General features: G+C 64.7%; 4 protein-coding genes. 2 read left to right on the top strand and 2 right to left on the bottom strand.

Annotation, left to right across the window (positions count from 1 at the left end; translation table 11 throughout):
- Positions 1 to 198: 198 nt before the first annotated feature.
- The gene (locus RBR29_RS11330) at positions 199 to 1524 is read left to right on the top strand and encodes an aspartate aminotransferase family protein (protein WP_320349361.1); all 1326 of its coding nucleotides are present in this window, start codon (positions 199 to 201) and stop codon (positions 1522 to 1524) included.
- 56 nt (positions 1525 to 1580) lie between these two features.
- Positions 1581 to 2108 carry a carboxymuconolactone decarboxylase family protein gene (locus RBR29_RS11335; protein ID WP_320349363.1) on the top strand — a complete coding sequence of 176 codons (528 nt, stop codon included), beginning with the start codon at positions 1581 to 1583 and terminating at the stop codon, positions 2106 to 2108.
- A gap of 213 nt (positions 2109 to 2321) precedes the next feature.
- Here the strand turns inward: RBR29_RS11335 and RBR29_RS11340 are convergent, their stop codons facing one another.
- Entirely contained in the window at positions 2322 to 2888 is a 567-nt protein-coding gene (locus tag RBR29_RS11340) for a cob(I)yrinic acid a,c-diamide adenosyltransferase (RefSeq protein WP_320349365.1), read from the bottom strand.
- A 36-nt stretch (positions 2889 to 2924) separates the two neighbouring features.
- Positions 2925 to 3371, bottom strand: a complete 447-nt coding sequence (locus RBR29_RS11345) for a GNAT family N-acetyltransferase (RefSeq protein WP_320349366.1) — start codon at positions 3369 to 3371, stop codon at positions 2925 to 2927.
- Position 3372: the final 1 nt, after the last annotated feature.

Here is a 3372-nt window from a genome sequence, read left to right on the forward strand (position 1 = left end):
TGGGTCGGATGGTCGATCAGGTAGCGGGCGCCCACCTGGAACTGGGGGCTGAGGTCCGGATACCGGGCTTGGATGTGGCGGGTGAGTTCATCCAGGGAGCAAGGGGCCGACATGAGGGATGGGCAAAAAGAAGTCGCTGAGGGGTTGAATTATTTGTTTCATGATCTATGATACACGAAACACTTGTTGAGCCATGCCATGACCCATGTATTCCATCGCAATCCCCAGCATACGCTCAAGCGCGCCGTGCGCGGCCAGGGGATTTCCCTGTTTGATCAGGACGGCCGCCAGTACCTGGACGCCTCGGGCGGGGCGGCCGTGTCCTGCCTGGGACACGGGCATCCTGATGTGATTGCCGCCATCAAGGCGCAACTCGACCAGGTGGCCTATGCCCATACGTCGTTTTTCACGACCCAGGTCAGCGAGGACCTGGCCGACTTTCTGGCGGCAGCGGCCCCGGGCGATCTGGACCACGTCTATTTCGTGTCTGGCGGGTCCGAGGCGATCGAGGCCGCGCTGAAACTGGCCCGCCAGTATTTCGTCGAGCGCGGGGAAATGACCCGCAGCCAGTTCATCGCCCGTCGCCAGAGCTATCATGGCAACACGCTGGGCGCGCTGGCCATTGGCGGCAATGCCTGGCGGCGTGCGCCTTTTCTGCCGCTGCTGGCGCCGGCGCATCATGTCTCGCCCTGTTACGCCTACCGAGATCAGCGCGCCGACGAGACCGAAGAGCAGTACGCTGCGCGGCTGGCGCAAGAGCTCGAGCAGAAAATCCTGGAAATCGGCGCGGACAAGGTTGCGGCTTTTGTGGCGGAAACCGTGGTCGGCGCCACGGCTGGCGCGCTGCCGCCGGTGCGCAGCTATCTGCGCCGCATCCGCGAAGTCTGCGATCGGTACGGCGTGCTGCTGATTCTGGACGAGGTCATGTCCGGCATGGGGCGGACCGGCCATCTGTATGCCTGCGCCGAAGACGGGGTGGCGCCGGATATCCTGACCATTGCCAAGGGCCTGGGGGCTGGCTATCAGCCCATTGGCGCCATGCTGGCCAGCCGCCGCATCTATGACGCCATCGTGGGCGGCAGCGGTTTTTTTCAACATGGCCATACGTACATGGGGCACGCCACGGCCTGCGCGGCTGCCCTGGCGGTGCAGCGGGTGATCGAGCGCGATGGCCTGCTGGCCAACGTCCTGGCACGCGGTGAGCAGTTGCGCGCACGCCTGCGCGAAGTGTTTGCCGATCACCCCAATGTGGGCGATGTGCGCGGGCGAGGGCTGTTCGTGGGCGTCGAGTTCGTGCGTGACCGGGCTGACAAGTCCGTGCTGGATCCGGCCCTGAAGACGCATGCGCGCCTGAAGCGCCAGGGCATGGAGAACGGCCTGATGATGTACCCCATGGGCGGCACGATCGATGGGGTGCATGGGGACCATGTGCTGCTGGCGCCGCCGTTCATTTGCACGGCAGCGGACATCGACGAGATCGTTGCGCGGCTGGACCGGACGGTTCGCCAGGTCTTGCCTGCCTGATCTTTTCCCATTCATCCTTCCCGGGCGGTGGCCCGGGGAATGTCCAGGAGACTTTCATGGCCCGAATCGATTACGCCGACCTGAGCCGGGGCGAGGCCGCCGCGCTGGCCGACCGGATCGTCGCCGAGCGCGGCAGCGTACTGCACTTGTACCAGATGCTGCTGCACAGCCCGCCTGCAGCCGAAGGCTGGCTGACCTATCTGACCGCCATCCGCCACCGTTGCAGCCTGGACGGCGCCATGCGCGAACTGGTCATCATGCGCGTGGCGCATTTGAACCGCGCGTCCTACGAAGCCGATCAGCACGCGCCCATCGCCTTGCGCGAGGGGCTGCGGCAGGATCAGCTCGATGCCCTGGCCCTGGATGTGATCCCGGAGGACCGGTTCGATGCGCGGGCGCGCGCCGTGCTGGCCTACACGGATGCCATGACGCATTCCGTACAGGTGCCCGATGCGGTGTTCCAGGCCGTGCGGGCGTATTTCCAGGACCGGGAACTGGTTGAGCTGACAGCCACCATCGCGGCCTACAACATGGTGTCGCGTTTCCTGGAGGCACTGCAGGTGCATTCGGACGATCAGCGCTGAGACGGGGTGTCTTCAGCCGTCGCATCTCTCCACCTCGCCGCTTGCAAGCGGCTTGGTCTCAAGCCGTCGCATCTCTCCACCTCGCCGCTTGCAAGCGGCTTGGTCTCAAGCCGTCGCAGCTCTCCACCTCGCCGCTTGCAAGCGACTTGGTCTCAAGCCGTCGCAGCTCTCCACCTCGCCGCTTGCAAGCGGCTCGGATTCGACAGGCACGGATCAGTCCGCAGGGGACTGATCCGTGTCCTGTCTCATCCATAAAGTATCCTGCTTTTCGGTTGCTCGGTTCAGGTAGCGGGCCAGCACGAAGCACAGGTCCGACAGGCGGTTCAGGTAGTGCAGCACCGGCGGGTTGACCGTTTCCTGGCGCGCCAGCGTCACCACGGATCGTTCCGCCCGCCGGGCGATGGTGCGGGCCATGTGGGCCTGGGCAGCGGCCGGGCACCCGCCGGGCAGGATGAATTCCTGCAGCGGGCCCAATTCGGCGTTGTAGTGCGCCAGGGCTTTGTCCAGGCGCTGTACGTGGGTATCCGTCAGCGCCGTCCAGCCTGGGATGCAGAGTTCGCCGCCCAGGTCGAACAGGTCGTGCTGGATGCGGTTCAGCAAGGTGTCGATGTCGGTCGGTACGGTCAGGGCGCGCCACAGTCCGATGGCGCTGTTCAGTTCGTCCACATCGCCCAGCGCGATGATGCGAGGGGCGTCCTTGGGTACGCGGGTCTTGTCGCCCAGACCCGTCGTGCCGTCATCGCCGGTGCGCGTGGAAACGATGGAGACGCGGATCGACATGCAAGGGCTCCTGATCGGTTCGAGGATGGTTCAGGGCTAATCCTGCGTGGCCAGGCGCTGCAGGGCATCGCCTGTGACGCGAACGACGCGCCAATCGTCCAGGATTTCACCGCCATGGTGTTTGTAGAATTCGATGGCGTTTTCGTTCCAGTCCAGGACCACCCATTCGAACCGGCCGCAGCCCAGTTCCACCGCCAGCGCCGCCAGGTGCTTGAGCACCCAGCCGCCCAGGCCGCGCCCCCGATGGGCGGGGGTGATGTAGACGTCTTCCAGGTACAGGCCGCGCCGGTCCAGGAAGCTGGAATAGTTGTGAAACCACATGATGTAGGCGATGGCCGTGGCGGGATCCTCGGTCGTCGTGGTGACCAGGCAGTGGGCCGCTGGGTCCGGACCGAAAAAGCTGTCTTTCAGGCTGGCGTGCGTGGCCTGGAAAATGTCGGTCAATTTTTCGAATTCAGCCATTTCCAGCATCAGGGCATGGATG

This window comes from Castellaniella sp., from assembly GCF_034007085.1.
Classification (GTDB): Bacteria; Pseudomonadota; Gammaproteobacteria; order Burkholderiales; family Burkholderiaceae_B; genus Castellaniella.